Here is a 16707-nt window from a genome sequence, read left to right on the forward strand (position 1 = left end):
AGCCATTGGTGCGTTACGCTGCGCTAACACACCCTACAGGCGTGGCACAGCTAATTTGGTGGAATAGATTGGGTACGTAGTGAGGGCTTTAGCCCTCTCCAGCTAGGCGTTAGAGAACTAAAGTTCTCACTACAAACAAAGGCCTATTTTAGCTGTGCCACACAACTACTGGCTAAAATTGTGGAATAGATTGTAGGTTGGGTTGACGACAGGAAACCCAACCGGATATAGGGCTAAAGCCCTTACTACAAGCTGAATCTACCCACTCAACATTTTTGAGACTTAAACGATTGAGGAGTTATGAGGATGAAATTCATTAGCCCAAAAACTGATTTTGCCTTCAAGAAAATATTTGGTTCCACAGATAGCAAAGATATCCTGATTAGCTTTTTAAATGCCTTGATTCATGATGCCAATCCAGTCATTCAGGATTTAGAAATCATTGATCCCTATAATCCTGGAGATGGGGTTGACCTAAAAGATAGCTATCTGGATGTCAAAGCTGTGCTGGATAACGGCTCAACGGTGTTAATTGAGATGCAGAGACTCAAGGGGGCGTCTTTTGAAAAGCGGGTTATTTATAATCTGATGACAACTTATGCCAATCAATTCAACCATGGGGAAGGATATTCGTACCTTAAACCTGCGATTAGTTTAACGATTACGGATTTCTCTCTGTTTGACCAAACTCAGCACTTCCTGACGCGCTTTGGCTTGAAGGAACAACAAGAGTTGTTTGATTATATTGATCCGGAACTCGAATTAATTGTTGTTGAATTACCCAAGTTCACGAAAACGCTGGATGAATTAGACAGTTTAACGGATAAATGGATTTACTTTATTAAAGAGGCTTCTAACTTGGACGTGATTCCCCCCGCGTTTCGGCACGTTCCGGAACTGGATAAAGCGATGAATATGGCTAACCAAGCGAATTTAAGTGTAGAAGAGGTGGAAAAGTTACATAAATGCAGGTCTTAGTTAAAGTCTTTAGACTTCTCCGGAAGTCGAATTAATGGAAACATGGGAACAATTAGGGCGCACGTCTGTGCGCCCCTACAATTTCAATCAAGGCAATCGTTTAGGACTTACGCAGCTACACCATATATGGTGCTGAAGGTGCGTTACGCTGCGCTAACGCACCCTACAAATAGAAGCTTTGCGTAAGTCCTATCGTTAATTAATAAATGCGTTAATAATAGGGTCATTAATTAACAAAATTCTGACATCTTCACCCACAGACTGTAGGGGCGCAAGCCTTGCGCCCCTAACGTGTCACCAGAAGACCCTCAGCCACACAATTCGTCATTCGCATAAAATCATAGACAGCCGATTTCATCCCCCTCTAGGATAGAGTCGTTGATCAGTTATCAGTGAACAGTTATCAGTTATCAGCGAACAATGACAAAGGACGAATGACGAATGACAAAGGACGAAGGACTAATTTGTCACGTTTTAATTGGTTGTCCCGCCAGTGGTAAATCAACCTTGGCTGGGGAATTGGCGAAACTGGGAAACTACCAAATAGTCTCCACCGATGCAATCCGCCAAACCCTCTACGGTGACGCCACGATTCAGGGGGAATGGTTGGAAATTGAACAATCCCTCTTACAGCAAATCCAAAGGGCGATCGCATCCGGTCAACCGATCATTTATGATGCTACTAATGCCAAACGTTCTTGGCGGATGTCGTTGTTGATGCAATTGCACAGATGTAGCCCATCTCCCCCATCTCCCCCATCTCCTTCATCTCCCTCATCTTCCCCATTTCCCCTGTGGATAGGATGGCACCTGAAAACCCCTCTGTCTACTTGTCTGTACTGGAATAAACAGCGATCGCGTCAGGTTCCCGATTCGGTGATAGAATCCCTATACCAGTCCCTGCACCAATTTCCTCCCCTAGCGGCGGAGGGATTTGCAGGGGTTTATCCGGTGACACCAGTTAAGGGTAAATTCGATATCGGACAAATCCAAACCAAACTCCAACGCCTCAGACACAGCCAGGTGAATCGCACCAACCGCACCCAACATGGACAAATTCAGTTACACCGCTATTCTCGACTGTTGGATTTTGACCGAGAACTAGGGATACAAGCCTCGTCCTTTTAGGCGGAACTAAGAATCCCCGCACTTATAGGGCGGGGAGTGTCAACGCTTGCTGCATTTAATCTCTCTGATTTTGGCATATCCGGGGATCGGGAATTTACAACAGATTGCGCCTCAGTGTCTGAAAAGCCTATTGGGAAGCGTTCCTGAATTTGCTACCTTTGTGGAGGAAATCTGTGCGGTGATGGCGAAATGTAAAGGTTCAATCTATGCCGTACCCGATGCGATCGCGGATGATTTACACTGGTTAACGGAGAATGGATTGATCGGATATCCAATTGGCGATCGCCCGATTCAAGTCGAACCACTACCAGGGACAATTAGCGCTACTCATCCCTATTCCGATTGTGAACCCTTCCAGCGACTTCTGGCAACGATTCGGTTTATTTTACACCATCCCTTTTTAGAGAATACTTGTGGCGGCAATTTGCCTACCTTAGTTGAGGCGTTGAAAACCGCAGGAATTATTGTGGGTGATGCGGTGGATACGGTTCGCAAAGATATCGAAAAAATCCTGAAACCCTATAAACTACTTCCGAATACTCCCAATCCTAGTTGAACTTTGGTTTAATGATAGTATATTTCCCTTTATTTGTGAAGGGACAAAACGCTATCCACCGGGACAGATGAAGATGTCACCGCCCTTAGGGAATAATTTATTGAACCGTCGCTTAAAATCGATTTTTTCCCTATCTCCAAGCCCTGATTTAGAGTTTCCCCATCGCTTTCAAGTCACTTTCCCCAAATGGTCACTTGAGGATATAGACTTATGGCGTTGGGTGGCTGGGTTTGGCGGGAATGTCAAAGTGGTGCAACCTCAACCTTTGATTGACAAAATTCAGGACATCGGTGAGGGAATTTGTCGCAATACTATTGTTTGAGGGGTTTGGGAACCAGGGGAACCAAGAGGGCTTGGTTTCCAAGCCCCTACGGGAACCCATTCCTACAGGGTGGGAGAATTGAGACGCCAACCGGCTTTGACGACTTGACGCGATCGCGCAATTACCAGACAATTATCGGGTGTCGTTTCAGTGACTACTGAACCCGCTGCTACTGTGACATCTTCGCCCAAGGTTATGGGTGCCACAAGCACACTATTGGAACCCGTCTTCGTGCGATCGCCGATTTGAGTGCGATGCTTTTGTACCCCATCGTAATTGGCGGTAATGGTTCCTGCGCCGATATTCACCTGATCCCCTAATGTCGCATCCCCTAGATAAGACAGGTGGGCTATATTTGTGCGATCGCCAATTTGGGCGTTTTTCAGTTCCACAAAATTCCCCACCCGACAAGATTCCCCGACGCTGACATGACCTCTAAGATGAGTATAGGGTCCAATCCGGGTATTCTCTTGCACCACCGAATCACTCACCACCGAAAACAGCGCCGTGACATTCTTCCCTAACTGACTATTTTCTATCAGACTTCCGGGTCCAATCCGACTCCCAGAACCAATTACGGTTTTCCCCCGCAGATGGGTTTGGGGTTCAATAATGACATCCGGTTGTAATTCTACGCTGTCATCAATAGTAATACTATCGGGATTAATTAATGTCACTCCTGCACTCATCCAGGCTTCCTTGATCCGATCCTGTAAAATCTGGTATGCTTCGGCTAACTGATTGCGGTTGTTAATTCCCAAAATTTCCTGATAATCCTCCACATCAACCGCCATGACAGGTTTTAGCTGATGAATCGTATCCGTTAAATAATATTCCTTTTGGTCATTATTTGACTGTAGATTTGGCAGTATTTTTGCCAACTTCTGCCAATTGAAACAATAGACTCCCGCATTAATTCGACGGTTCTGCTTTTGGGCTGTGGTGCAATCTCGATCTTCTACAATTTGAGTGACGAGGTTTTGTCCATCACAAAAAACTCGTCCATATCCTTGCGGATTGGGGAGTTGCGCGGTTAATATTGTTGCGGCATTTTGATGGGTTATATGAGTGTCTAATAACTGTTGCAGCGTTTCTGGGCGCAACAGGGGAACATCACCATTCAAAACCAACAAATCCCCCGTAAATCCTTCTAAGTGGGGGAGGAGTTGTTGTACTGCATGACCGGTTCCCAATTGTTCCGTCTGCTCAACAAATTCGATATCTGGGAACTCGGCGAGGGAATGTTTAACAAGTTCTGCTTGATAACCGACAATCACCAGACACCGCAACGGATCGACACCAAGACAACTCTTGAGAACTCGTTCCACCATTGACAAAGAACCCAAATTGTGGCATACCTTGGGCAACTTGGATTTCATTCGTGTCCCGCGCCCTGCGGCTAAAATCGCGACTGCAACCATGATTGAGATAGGGGTGATCTGCTACCGAATTATAGAGTTTTGCTCACTGATAATACCATAAGTAGTCGGGCTTTCATTAAAGTTAACGGTTGAGATTAGGGAACCATGGTTCATTGTTCATCATTTATGGTTCATGGTTCATTGCTATCAAAAACGGGTTGATAAACCATGAACTAAAGGGTGGGCGGCTATCCCTACCACCTTTGATCGAGGTCAGCTTCTCGCCGTTTTTGTGATCTGTCGGCTTATTTTATCCGATTTAACTTTCTAAACGTTTCATTTTTTTATCAATATTTGTAACAGTATATTGATTAAATCAACAGAATTAAGCCATTGGATAAAAATCATCGGCTGTAAGGCTCAACATAGATTAAGAGATGTTGCTATTTTTGATCATCCTCAAAAAAACTGATTAATCCTCAATTCTCATCCTATTCATTGTGTTATAAAAAAAATATATTGAATTCCCGTAAAGCAACCGGTTGAGATGGTAGGGATTTAACAATTGGATAGGGAACAACTGCCATGAAAACCATGTATCGACTGCTTATCCCCTTAGGCTTAGTCGCCGCGTTCACACCCACGCCGCTAGTCTCTCAACCGATTACACCAGCGGCTGATGGAACCCGAACCCAGGTTATACCCGATGGTAACCACTTGGATATCCAGGGGGGTAGCGTTTCCGCAGATGGGGCAAATCTATTTCATAGTTTCCAGCAGTTTGGACTCGATTCCGATCAAATTGCTAATTTTCTGGCGAATCCCCAGACTCGTAATATTTTAGGGCGGGTGATTGGGGGTGATGCGTCGATTATTAATGGTTTAATCCAAGTTACTGGTGGCAATGCTAACTTATTTTTACTCAACCCAGCCGGAATTGTCTTTGGTGCAGACGCCCGGTTAAATGTTCCGGCTGATTTCACAGCAACCACGGCGACGAGTATTGGGTTTGGCGATAATCATTGGTTCAATGTTTTGGGTAACAATGACTACCAAAGTTTAGTGGGTGTTCCCAATAAATTTGCCTTTGATGTTTCCCAGCCGGGGAGTATTGTGAATGCTGGTAATTTAGCCGTAGCCGAGGGGCAGAATTTAACGTTATTGGGGGGTACTGTAATTAACACAGGTCAACTCACCGCACCCGGAGGAACGATTACCATTGCGGCTGTACCGGGTGAAAATTTAGTCCGTATTAGTCAACCGGGAAACTTGTTGAGTTTGGAGATTTCCCCCCGTCCAAGTAATACTAATGAACCGCTACAGCTAAATCCTCTGGATTTGCCAGTATTGTTAACGGGTACAGGGGAAACAGTAGATACGGGATTAACTGTTTCTCCAACGAACGAGGTGCAGTTAACTGAATCGGGGATAACCCTACCGACTGAAGCCGGAATAGCTATTGTTTCCGGTAATTTGGATGTATCTATGCCAGACTTTTCAGCTTCACCACAGATAGGGGGTGAGGTTAATATTTTAGGCGATAACGTGGCACTTATTGACGCAAGGATTAATGCGTCTGGGGCAAATGGTGGGGGTACAGTCAGGATTGGTGGAGAGTATCAGGGAAACGGTATAATTCCCAATGCTTTACAGACGTTTGTGAGTCACAATTCAGTAATTAATGCGGATGCACTGAATCAAGGTAATGGCGGAAACGTGATTCTTTGGTCAGATGAAATCACCCGCTTTTTGGGTAGCATCAGCGCCCGTGGTGGATTGAATGGCGGCGATGGTGGGTTTGTTGAAGTTTCGGGAAAAGAGGTTTTATCTTTTCAAGGCGTTGTTGATTTGTTAGCGCCGGCTGGTCAAGTGGGAACGCTATTATTAGACCCAACAGATATTACGATTAGTACTGTAGCAGATAGCGGAACTATGACGTTTGCTGGGGGTATATTTTCCGACACAACGACGACTCCATCTACACTGAATACGACGACTCTAGAGAATCAATTGGCTTTAAGTAATGTCACCGTTTCGACAGCTTCGGGTTTATCCGGTGCGGGAACCATTACTGTAAATGATCCGATTACCTGGAATAGTGACTCGTCGCTGACACTTTTTGCTAATAACGATATTAATGTTAATGCGAATATCAGGTATTCGGGAACGGCTGATACTGCCCTCACTCTACAAGCGAATAACAGTATTCTTTTAAATTCAGGTGTAGATATAACAGCCAATACTATCGGCAAATTAGATGTTACTCTCAATGCTGACCGAGATGGGAGTGGTGCGGGTTCAATTATCCTCGATTCTGGTTCAGCTATCAATTCCAATGGTGGTGATATTATCCTGGGGGGTGGTAGTAACCCGTTAACGAATCCGGCGGTAGGCACAAGTGATATACAGCAATTAGTTACTACTTCTGGTGTTATTCTGAACAATGCTGTCCTTAATTCCGGGATGGGCAATATTTCAATTACGGGTAAAGGTATCGATGGTACAAACGTTGCCGTTGGCATTGTCGTCACAACTGGGACAAGCATTCAAAGTACCACGGGTAATATCAGGTTAACGGGAACAGGCGGGATGGGAGGAAATACCAATCAGGGAATTATTTTGGCAGAAGCAGATACTACGATTCATTCAATCGATGGCACTATTAGTCTAACCGGAATAGGACAAGGAACAGGAGATGAGAATAGTGGCATTCGAGTTGATAACTTTTCCGGTGGGATGGGTCCGGTTGTCGAAACTACAGGGAGTGGTAATATAACGTTTAATGGTACGGGAAGTAGCGCGGGAACTCAAGCAAATGATGGTATTGTTTTGGGTGCTGGTGATATCAGAATTAGTTCCGTTGATGGTGATATTAACCTGACGGGAATCGGACAAGGTTCAACAACTCAAAGTGATGGCGTGGAAATTGCTTTAGATTCTATTGTGGAAGCGACGGGAACGGGAAATATCCGATTAAATGGTATCGGCGGAATGGGTACAAGTGATAATCAAGGGGTGCGGATATGGAAATCGTCCCAGGTGCGAACGAATGAGGGGACAGTTGACGTAATTGGTGTTAGTGGTGCGGGAATTAATTCCTACGGAATTCAGTTAGCTGAAAATGGAGTATTGGGACAAGAAACGCAAACGGGAAACCTGACACTAACGACAGATTCGTTGAATGTTGATAATACGTTTAACCTGGTGGGTACGGGACAATTACAGGTACAACCTTTAACCCCCAGTTTAGGAATTACGATTGGCGATACCAGCGTTGATGCATTAAGCCTGGATAGCAATGCACTGGCTAGCTTCCGCAATGGATTTTCGCAAATTATTATTGGTGGCGCGAATCGTAGTGGCGCAATTACCCTAGCTAATAATGTTACATTTAATGATCCCGTAATTTTGCGATCGCAAACCAACTCAGGTTCGATTACGACGACAGGGTATACCTTAACCGGAATCGATGACGCTACGATTCACCTAGAAGCGAATCAAGATATTGTTACGGGCGATATTATTAATCCAGGTGGGGAGATTACCCTCACTAGCAATAACGGAACTATTGACACTCATCGCGGAATTCTCAATACTAGCGCCGCAACCGGAGATGGGGGAGAGATTACTCTCACGGCGAACACGATTAATCCAGGTTCTATTAATACCTCGGCGGGGGCTGGACGTGGTGGTAATATCAGCTTGAATGGTACTGTTACTCTGACTCAACCGGATACAACCTTCACCACCACAGGAATGACGGTTGGGGGTGATATGATATTCACCAATATGCTCAATGGTGTCACGCCTGATACTCAAAACCTGACGCTAAATTCGGGTACGGGTAATATTACGTTTGAGGATAGCGTCGGGAATACGGTTAATCTGGCAGACTTAAACATCAATAGTACAGGTGTCACTCAATTCAACAATTCAGTAACCGTTGAGAGTCTGACAACTGATACCGGGGGTATGACTCAAATTCGTAGAAATGTGATAACAAACGGAGAGTTGGGTCAAAGCTATGGTGATGACGTTACTCTGATTGGCGATATTGAATTAACGGGTGATGAAATTAATTTTTTCGGGAATGTATCGGGGAATGGGACATTGACGTTACAACCGTTTAGTCCTAGTCACGCGATCGCGATTAATGGTGCAACTGATACTAACACAGAACAGCTAGACTTGTCAGCCCGTGATATCAACGCCTGGGAAATGGGTTTCGAGTCTATCACCATCGGGCGTAATGACAGCAGTGGCGCGATTACCCTAGCTGATGATGTGACGTTTAATGACTCGGTGACATTGCGATCGCCCATGGGTGATGGTTCTATTAATACCACTGGATTTACTATAGCCGGAAACGGTGAGATTACGCTACTAGCGAATCAAGATATTATCACAGGTACGATTAACAACCCAGGCGCGGCGGTGACACTGACGAGTCTGGCGGGAAATATCAATACTGATAGTGGGACACTTTACACCCGATCAAGTACAGGAAACGGAGGCGCGATCGCACTCAATACTGCTAATAGTATCACCATTGGTGATTTCGACGCTGGTTCTGCATTTGGAACTCCAACACCCATTACCCTGAATGCCGGAAACCAGATTACATTCAATCGTCCCCTAAATTTACCGGGCGATTTTTCTGTGAGTGCTAATACAATTATTTTTAATCGCACAGTTGACGGAACCTACCAGCTAAATCTCCATACCAATGGTGGTACGGTTCAGTTTAATGATCGGGTTGGTAGTTTGCAACCGTTGCCAGATTTGCAAGTTGAAGGTGAAATTACTACCACCAATCGGGAAGGCATAGATATCACCACCAATCATACCATCAAAACAGGTAATATTATTGCCCCTGGCGGGATTCGGTTGTTCAGCCAAAACGGATCAATCTCCACGGAGATTTTGAATACCTCTGCTGCTGACAAGGGTGGCACTATTACCCTGAATGCTGATCACAGGATTAGGGTTAGCCAGATTAATACTCAAAGTCTCAATGATATCGGCGGAAACGTTGAAATTACCACCAACGATTTTTTCCACGCGACTGACTCATTCCTCGACCAAAATGACATCAATGCCAGTATTTCTACTGCTGGAGGAACCGAGGGTGGCAACATTATTATCCGTCATGGTGGAAACGTTATCATTCCGTTTATTGTTGGCAATCCTGAAACCAATGGTAGCCGAGGTGCAATCACACGAGGCAATACTGCACCTGACCAAACCATTACCCCCAATCAAGCCTATTTCTTCACCCATACCCAAGATCAAGAACGGATACAAATTCTATCATCTCCTATTCCTTCCCGTGCCGATGAAGCACTCATGCGAGAAGCTCAACCTATGCTCGATACTAATTTAAACCCCGACTCGTTAAACAATTTAATTGGACATGGTTTAATAACAGAAGTGCAAATCCAACAAGATACAGAAACTGGAGAAGAAACCCTAGTCCAGCGCTTTTATGTACCCGAACAATTGGCTATCAATGGTAATGATTTATTAGCAGTCGGTCAAATCGATAAACTCTTTGAAGAGCAATTTGAGACATACTTTCAACAAGATTTGACCCGTGAAATCGTCACCGCCGAAAGTCTGCGAGACACCCTAATTACGATATCCAATCAAACGGGCAATCATTCCAGTGTTGTCTATGTCCGCTCACTGCCTGACTACCTCGAACTCATATTAGTTCTGCCGCAAGGCTATCCCATTCACAAGACTATCCCTCAAGCCAATGCCAAAGCTTTACAGCAGACGTTAAATCAATTCCGCCAAACGGTTACGGATGTCTATCAAGGTAAAGCCTATCTCACCCCAGCGCAGCAACTTTATAACTGGATCATTGCCCCTCTAGAATCGGAGTTAGAAGCCCTAGGAATTGATACACTAATCTTTTGTATGGACTCAGGTTTGCGAACAATACCCATGGCAGCATTGCATGATGGTAACGAGTTTTTGGTGGAAAAGTATTCCATTGGTTCTATCCCCAGCATTAGTCTTACCAATAAACGCTATAACTCAATCGAAAATGCCAAAGTTCTCGGCATGGGAGCGTCAAAATTTACCGAATTATCTCCGCTTCCTGCTGTCCCGAAAGAATTGCAGATGATCACTCAACAATTATGGTCGGGTCAATCTTTTTTAAATGAAGACTTTACCCTCAACAACCTGAAACAACAGCGTCAGCAATTTGGCATTATCCACCTCGCCACTCACGCCGATTTCCGACCTAATGACCCCAGTCATTCCTATATTCAACTCTGGGATGAAAAACTGCGATTAAATCAGTTAAGGCAAATCGGTTGGAATCAGCCACCTCAAGTGGAGTTATTAGTCTTAAGTGCTTGTCGCACCGCGATTGGCGATGTGAATGCGGAGTTAGGGTTTGCTGGATTAGCGGTGAATGCCGGAGTGAAATCTGCCTTAGCTAGTCTTTGGTATGTCAGTGATGGCAGCACATTGGCGCTGATGAGCGAGTTTTATCGGCAATTGAGTCAACCTGACGTGACAATTAAAGCAGAAGCATTGCAACGCGCTCAAATTGCTATGCTACGGGGACAGGTGCATCTGGAGAATGGTCAATTACACGGTATTGGTATGAGTGGAATTCCTTTACCCCCGGAACTAAAAGACAGGGCGAACCAAGATTTTTCTCATCCTTACTACTGGGCAGCATTTACGATGATTGGTAGTCCTTGGTAGAGGAATATTTTTGAGGGAACCTGGTTTGTCGGGGCGGGTTTCACTACTATCGTTTCTTGGCTAACCCAGATGTAACTAAACCCGCCCCGACTGAGTGTAATATAGCACTACGCACTCGGAATTATATTTTTTCAACGCTCCAGGGGCGCAGAGGGTAGCGCAGAGGGGCGCAGAGGAATTGACTGTATTTGAAGGACAAGTTTCCAAATGTTCTCTACCCTCTACACCCTACACCCTACACCCTACACCCTACACCCTACACCCTACACCCTACACCCTACACCCTACACCCTGTCTCAGCTATAATAGCCCGTGAAAAGTTAGCTGCACCCCTGCTGTCTCCTGAAACTCTACCCGATGGAATTCCGGAAAAATTGTTCATCTATAGAAATATGGAAAATGAGGGTGACTTGAGCAAGGGTAAGACATGAAAAAGTCCCCGAAGCAGCAGGAAGTAAACACCGAAATGCCACGCCAGATAAGTGTTTTGGATAGGTTTTATGGAGCATCAGTCTATAGTGAGTTACAAAAAGTCATCGGATGGAGTCGCATTAGAACCCCAAGCCGAAGCGACGCTATTCGATTTCCGTTGGTTTTTCCAGCTACCGCCTGTGTTAAAGGCTATGGGAGTGAGTCTAGCCGCCTGTAATACTGTGGTAATCTCATTTGGGCTTTATTCTCTGTTGAATGCTGTTCCATCCAACCCGGATCTTGACCGATTAGAACAGGCGAGGGCAGAATATGATGTGGGAAACTTTAAAAACGCGATCGCACTGGCTAAATCGATTCCCCAAGAGAGTGCTTCGTATCAGGATTCTAAGACTAGCCTCAAACGGTGGCGGCGGGAATGGCACACAGCCGCTGCTCAATACCAAGCCGCGGAACAAGCGTTGAAGGAAAAACGATGGCGGGATGTGTTGGAAGAAGCTCGTAAGATGGATAGGATGCCCTATTGGCGGCGTAAAGTTGAATCCTTGGTGGAACAAGCCAAACCTGAGTTAGAAGCCGAAGCCCAACAATTACTAAATCAAGCTTACGCTAAAGCCCAAGAAAAAGATTTTACTGGCGCTTTGAACTTGCTCAACCAAATTCCCCCAGAGACAACAACGGCGGCTAAAGTTCAACCGAAGTTAGCCGAATATGAAGAAAAACAACGCATTAAAGCGGAATATTTTTTACAACAAGCCTATAACCAAGCCGCCAAACGAGACTTTAAGAGCGCGTTGAACTATCTTTCCCAAATTTCGCCAGGTACATTCGCCTACGATACGGCTCAAATTAAGATGGCTGAATATTCGCACAAGCAGCATTTTAAGGAAGAAGTTGAGAGAACGGTTCAACTGGTGAGGAGGGAGTCAGAGGAGTCATCGGCACCCTTTTCTACAGAACCTTTTATTTCTACCGAAACGAATGAACAAACATCGGAACTGAATCCCGGAAACCAACTGCAAGAGGTTACACCTTAAGTGCGTCATTTGTCATTCGTCATTCGTCATTTGTCATTTGTCATTTGTCATTCGTCATTCGTCATTCGTCATTTGTCATTTGTCATTCGTCATTTGTCATTCGTCATTTGTCATTCGTCATTTGTTAGGGAACAGTTTGACCAATAACCATACCCAAACAAACCGATAACTGAATTAAACCCGCCCGGCTGGGATTGAATCAATACATCCTCTAGGCTTGCGATTGAAGCCTATGAGAGACATAGGTGTCAAATGGGCGAAAAGAGAGTCTCTTGAGATAGTTTAGCTTCGAGAAGCTGGATTATTTGTTCCAGTTCGATGTTTGCTTCAGCTTGCAAACCAAGGCATCTGGCAATTCATACCGAAAGACTTCCTGGATTGGCTCTCTTGAGGATTAATAGTAACATTAAGCTCCTGAAGTAGCCGCTGACGTTCGGGCCAAATCGTTCCAGTAGTATCTAAGGTTTGCAATTCAATTCCGACAAAGTCTTTTACCTGACCATCCTTTACAGAAACCAAAAAATAATCAACGTTCCCTCCTGGAATTGAAACCTCAGAGACAAGATGTAGCTCGTTGCCCGGTTGATGAGTAGTTAGCAAATGTAAGCAGTCAATAAAGACTTGCTTTCTCTCCAGCATCCGATGTGGGCAAATAATTATAGGAGTTGCTTGTTTGCCGTACACCACCGAACATGTTCCAATGGAAATCTCTGGCTTACTTTTACGAACTTTGATACAACGTTTCTGCAAATATGGACAATATTGACTGTCTACAACATTTGACCAATCGACATCATGCTGGTTCTTTAAAATTCCAAATAACTCAAGTATTTTACTCATCAGCTCCCTTCAATTCTCTCTTTGGCAAATTCCAGATAATGAGAGCAAATATCAATGCCAATCGATTTTCTATCCAATAATTGAGCCGCAACCATTGTTGTACCGATACCAGCAAATGGATCAAGAACAATTCCATCAGACGGACAAGTCGCAACGATGGGAATTTTGCACAGATCGACTGGATAAGGTGCAAAGTGGACGTCACGCTTTTGCGTGTCTTCTGGCAAAATTTCCCAGACATCGCTTGGCTTGGAACCTTTGGGGTGATACTTGAGAAAATAGAATCCTTTTTGCTTAAGTTCTTTAGCTCGTCCAGATACAGTTTCCGAATCTGAATGAGTGGTACGTTGTTTTCCTCGGATAATCATTCTAAAATCAGAAAGATTACCACAAGCAACCTCTTTAATAATCGCTTCTAGAGCCTGATAAGCATTTACTTTCTCGGTTTCAGACAGTTCTGTAGACAATTCAATTTGCCGTTTATTTGTTAATGTAGTCATGAAATTCTATTTCTAATCCGATTCCACCCCCTTCATACTGTCTTTTCCGCCAGTAGGGAGGACTTGTCATACAGCAGTCGATGGATTCGTCAGGCAAGTGTTTGAGAACGTCAACAGCATTACCTAGCATAAGTAATGGAGCAATATCTGAGTTAGAGCAATACTCTCTAAACTCTTGGTTAAAATCATGAGTCATGATAGAACACTTGCCAAACAAGGGTAGACGAAGATGTTGTATATTTGTTGTCTCAGTATTTATTTTTTCCTTCATTCTAAGATAGAGCAAGTTGTAGGTTGGGTTTAGCGATCGCGAAACCAAAAACTCCATAAGCTTTTCTGGGTTTCGTTCCTTAACCCAGCTTACACAATATTTGGCTGAAGTCAGCAATATTCAATTTAAGGGTAGCTCATTAACCGCGATCGCATTGCTCTATTCCCCGTTCTAAGGTACAGTATCCAAAGAGGATAGAGCGTCATGACTTCACCAACAGCCAGAACTCAAGAACGGGTACTCGTCGCCGGAGCCACAGGCGGAGTGGGACAATTACCCGGATTTCTCACAAAAAGATGAAAAAAAGGTGACTAAGCTGGGTAACAACCTCGCCTCAGCCAACCCTGATCAAAATCATGAGGCGAGTACAACAACTAAAGGGTATTGGGGTTGGCGTAATCTATTTTGGGAAGCACGAACTCGTATTCTGGCTTGGTATGTCCTGCTCATGGTTTGCTTTACGGGTACATCAGTTGGGCTGATCCGTCAAGTTCTATTTGAAGAGGCATACAAACGAATTGATAGCTCTCTAAACCAAGAGGTGCAGGAGTTTCAGCGATTGTTCCAACAAGGAAAAAATCCATTGACTGGTCAGCCGTTTGGTGATGATTTGGCGGCTTTATTTGATGTTTTTCTATCCCGTAATATTCCCAATGACGGTGAGTTTCTGCTGACTATTATTGATGGTCAATTCTACCAATCTAGTCCGACAGCATTACCTGACCCACTGCAACCGGATGCACGGCTACTTAAAGGTTGGACGAACCTGACTCAATCCGCAAAAGGCTGGGAAGAAACATCAGTTGGTCCGATTCTTTACTATGCCGAACCGGTGGAAATTGGCGGAGAAATTCGGGGACTATTTATTGTCGCTAATGTGATTGCCTATGAAAAGGAAGAAGTCAATGAAGTCGTTTGGGTGATTATTAAAGTAACGTTGGTCGTGATGGTGGTTGCGTCCATTGTGGCTTGGATCGCTGCTGGACGGGTACTCGCCCCCCTACGTTCGGTTACAGAAACGGCGCGTTCGATTAGTGAAACGGATCTGACGCAACGCATTCCTATACAAGGTACTGGTGAAATTGCAGAACTGACCACTACGCTGAATCAAATGCTGGATCGTCTGCACCGGGCGTTTACTAGCCAGCGAGACTTTATCAATGATGCGGGTCACGAATTGCGGACACCAATCACTATTATCCGAGGTCATCTGGAATTATGGGACGATGACCCAAAAGCGCAACAGGAAACTCTGGAATTAGTCTTGGATGAATTGGATCGGATGAACCGATTTGTCAATGATTTGCTCCTGTTGGCGAAAGCCGAATGGCGCGATTTTTTACAGGTTGAAATAATAGATATTGACTCGTTCACCGAGGAACTTTTTGCTAAAGCCAAAGCCTTAGCCGAACGAGACTGGCAATTGGATGCGATCGCGTCTGGTCGAATTGTCGCTGATCGTCAGCGCCTGACGCAAGCAATCATGAACCTGGCTGAAAATGCCACCCAACACACCGAGGCGGGAGATCAAATCGCCTTGGGTTCTGCGATCGATCGCCACAACGCCTATTTCTGGGTTCGCGATACTGGAAAAGGAATTGACCCCGCTAACCAAAAGCGGATTTTTGAGCGGTTTGCTCGACTCCCCAATAGCCTTCGTCGTTCTGAAGGCGCGGGTTTAGGCTTGTCTATCGTTCAATCGATCGCCCAGGCGCATCAGGGTCAGGTGAAACTCAACAGCCGACTGGGTGATGGCGCTCAATTCACGATTGTTCTTCCCCTAGAGCCCAAGACAGGATAATCTACCTCATGAATCGAATTCTAATTGCTGAAGATGAACCCCGTATTGCCTCATTTCTGGAAAAAGGACTGCGGGCTAAAGGATTTACCACCAGCGTAGCCACAGATGCGGGGGAGACGCTGGATATGGCGCTCTCCCACGAATTTGACCTGCTGATTATGGATTTGGGACTCCCCGGTAAAGATGGTTTACAAGTGCTAGAGGAGTTACGGGGTCAGGGAGAACAGATACCGATTATAATTCTCACCGCCCGTGATGACATCCGTGATAAACTCGCTGGATTAGAGGGAGGGGCTGATGATTACATGACCAAACCCTTTCGATTTGAAGAACTCTTAGCCCGGGTGCGCCTGCGGTTGCGGAATAACCATTTGCCGAAAACAAAGGAGGAGATGGTACTAACTATCGGTCATGTTAGTTTAGATTTACGGACTCGTCGGGTTCGGGTTAATGGTCAACTTGTTGAACTCTCCGCACGCGAATTTACCCTTGCAGAAACCCTATTACGCCATCCCGGACAAGTGATGAGCAGAGAGCAGTTACTCAGTCATGTTTGGGGGTATGATTATGAGCCTGGTTCTAATATTGTTGATGTTTATATCGGTTATTTACGCAAAAAATTAGGCAGCGACTTAATTGAAACCGTTAGAGGGATGGGTTATCGCCTCCGCACTTGATTAGACGCTTCCCTTGGACAAAATTATCAATTATCATTATAATCATTATAATTTTGTCCTAGAAATGTAGAGACGTTACCT

11 protein-coding genes and 2 pseudogenes are annotated in these 16707 nt (G+C 44.8%); 10 read left to right on the top strand and 3 right to left on the bottom strand.

From position 1 onward, the window contains the following. Positions 1-306: 306 nt before the first annotated feature. The 4 genes and pseudogenes from RIG27_RS29335 to RIG27_RS29350 all read left to right on the top strand — a co-directional run. Positions 307-966: pseudogene (locus RIG27_RS29335) on the top strand (Rpn family recombination-promoting nuclease/putative transposase); the annotation flags it as partial. A 453-nt stretch (positions 967-1419) separates the two neighbouring features. Continuing rightward, complete coding sequence (locus RIG27_RS29340; protein ID WP_446350647.1) at positions 1420-2106, top strand: AAA family ATPase; 687 nt, start codon at positions 1420-1422, stop codon at positions 2104-2106. 46 nt (positions 2107-2152) lie between these two features. Then, on the top strand, positions 2153-2662 hold the full coding sequence (locus RIG27_RS29345; RefSeq protein ID WP_446350648.1) for a hypothetical protein: 510 nt from the start codon (positions 2153-2155) through the stop codon (positions 2660-2662). Positions 2663-2735: 73 nt separating this feature from the next. Further along, a complete protein-coding gene (locus RIG27_RS29350; protein ID WP_446350649.1) occupies positions 2736-2984 on the top strand; it encodes a hypothetical protein in 249 nt (82 codons plus the stop codon). 62 nt (positions 2985-3046) lie between these two features. Here the strand turns inward: RIG27_RS29350 and glmU are convergent, their stop codons facing one another. Beyond that, positions 3047-4405, bottom strand: coding sequence for a bifunctional UDP-N-acetylglucosamine diphosphorylase/glucosamine-1-phosphate N-acetyltransferase GlmU (glmU, locus tag RIG27_RS29355; protein WP_446350650.1), 1359 nt, complete (start codon positions 4403-4405; stop codon positions 3047-3049). A gap of 534 nt (positions 4406-4939) precedes the next feature. Between glmU and RIG27_RS29360 the strand changes: the two genes are divergently transcribed. From RIG27_RS29360 to RIG27_RS29375, 4 genes are all read left to right on the top strand, one after another. After that, positions 4940-11071: a CHAT domain-containing protein gene (locus tag RIG27_RS29360; RefSeq protein WP_446350686.1), complete on the top strand. Its 6132-nt coding sequence runs from the start codon at positions 4940-4942 to the stop codon at positions 11069-11071. Positions 11072-11259: 188 nt separating this feature from the next. Further along, positions 11260-11502, top strand: coding sequence for a hypothetical protein (locus tag RIG27_RS29365; protein WP_446350651.1), 243 nt, complete (start codon positions 11260-11262; stop codon positions 11500-11502). Between the two features lie 87 nt (positions 11503-11589). Next, the gene (locus RIG27_RS29370) at positions 11590-12537 is read left to right on the top strand and encodes a hypothetical protein (protein WP_446350652.1); all 948 of its coding nucleotides are present in this window, start codon (positions 11590-11592) and stop codon (positions 12535-12537) included. Positions 12538-12546: 9 nt separating this feature from the next. After that, complete coding sequence (locus tag RIG27_RS29375) at positions 12547-12684, top strand: hypothetical protein (RefSeq protein WP_446350653.1); 138 nt, start codon at positions 12547-12549, stop codon at positions 12682-12684. A gap of 180 nt (positions 12685-12864) precedes the next feature. Here RIG27_RS29375 and RIG27_RS29380 read toward each other — a convergent pair whose 3' ends face one another. Both RIG27_RS29380 and RIG27_RS29385 read right to left on the bottom strand, forming a co-directional pair. Next, positions 12865-13377, bottom strand: coding sequence for a hypothetical protein (locus RIG27_RS29380; RefSeq protein ID WP_446350654.1), 513 nt, complete (start codon positions 13375-13377; stop codon positions 12865-12867). After that, positions 13377-14073, bottom strand: a pseudogene (locus RIG27_RS29385) (DNA-methyltransferase). Before RIG27_RS29385 ends, RIG27_RS29380 begins: the two are co-directional and overlap by 1 nt. Before the next feature lie 382 nt (positions 14074-14455). Between RIG27_RS29385 and RIG27_RS29390 the strand changes: the two are divergent. Together RIG27_RS29390 and RIG27_RS29395 are read left to right on the top strand one after the other, a co-directional pair. Further along, positions 14456-15949: a sensor histidine kinase gene (locus tag RIG27_RS29390; RefSeq protein ID WP_446350655.1), complete on the top strand. Its 1494-nt coding sequence runs from the start codon at positions 14456-14458 to the stop codon at positions 15947-15949. An 8-nt stretch (positions 15950-15957) separates the two neighbouring features. Further along, on the top strand, positions 15958-16626 hold the full coding sequence (locus RIG27_RS29395) for a response regulator transcription factor (protein ID WP_446350656.1): 669 nt from the start codon (positions 15958-15960) through the stop codon (positions 16624-16626). Positions 16627-16707: the final 81 nt, after the last annotated feature.

The organism is Coleofasciculus sp. F4-SAH-05 (genome assembly GCF_040222985.1).
Taxonomy (GTDB): Bacteria; Cyanobacteriota; Cyanobacteriia; order Cyanobacteriales; family Coleofasciculaceae; genus Coleofasciculus; species Coleofasciculus chthonoplastes.

What these genes read in the sequence shown, in the direction of transcription:
- RIG27_RS29340 (WP_446350647.1), top strand. Translation starts at nt 1,420, where the DNA reads ATGACAAAGGACGAAGGACTAATTTGTCACGTTTTAATTGGTTGTCCC.
- RIG27_RS29350 (WP_446350649.1), top strand. Translation starts at nt 2,736, where the DNA reads ATGTCACCGCCCTTAGGGAATAATTTATTGAACCGTCGCTTAAAATCG.
- glmU (WP_446350650.1), bottom strand. Translation starts at nt 4,405, where the DNA reads ATGGTTGCAGTCGCGATTTTAGCCGCAGGGCGCGGGACACGAATGAAA.
- RIG27_RS29360 (WP_446350686.1), top strand. Translation starts at nt 4,940, where the DNA reads ATGTATCGACTGCTTATCCCCTTAGGCTTAGTCGCCGCGTTCACACCC.
- RIG27_RS29380 (WP_446350654.1), bottom strand. Translation starts at nt 13,377, where the DNA reads ATGAGTAAAATACTTGAGTTATTTGGAATTTTAAAGAACCAGCATGAT.
- RIG27_RS29395 (WP_446350656.1), top strand. Translation starts at nt 15,958, where the DNA reads ATGAATCGAATTCTAATTGCTGAAGATGAACCCCGTATTGCCTCATTT.